This is a genomic window from Chryseobacterium sp. HNCC26DJ238 (genome assembly GCF_057180465.1).
In genome coordinates this window covers 1-379 of sequence record NZ_JBXUGI010000072.1, presented here as the reverse complement: position 1 = coordinate 379, position 379 = coordinate 1, and the positions used below count along the sequence as shown (strand labels likewise).

Sequence of the window (379 nt, the reverse complement as noted above, 5' to 3'; positions counted from 1 at the left end):
TCCCGAATGTTCGGGACTCTGACCAACTGAGCTAAAACTCCCGTAGGCTGAAATTCTGTATCACAAAGCATTTCCAGTAATTTTTTTGATTTTTGTTTCTTAATAAACCTTTCAATTTTTATAGCTATGGTTTTATCGATGGAAACCTCAAAAAGCGCAACCATTTTCCAGGGGCGAAATTTTCTGGTGAAAGTGTTGAAGTTTTCCTGTTCGTTGTGCTTCGCAAGTCTTGCTGTAGGAGATTGCGAATATCCAACATAGAATTTATGAGCGGACTCAGAGAACAAGATATAGATATAATACATAAAAAAAACCACAATCATGTTAGACTGTGGTTTTGCTCCTCCTCTTGGGCTCGAACCAAGGACCCTCTGATTAA

The 379-nt window shown here is 38.5% G+C and carries 1 protein-coding gene; it reads right to left on the bottom strand.

Annotated elements, in window-relative coordinates; translation table 11 throughout:
• A partial coding sequence (locus tag AC2A07_RS19755; protein WP_484051808.1) for a GIY-YIG nuclease family protein occupies window positions 1–379 on the bottom strand: 379 nt, incomplete at both ends.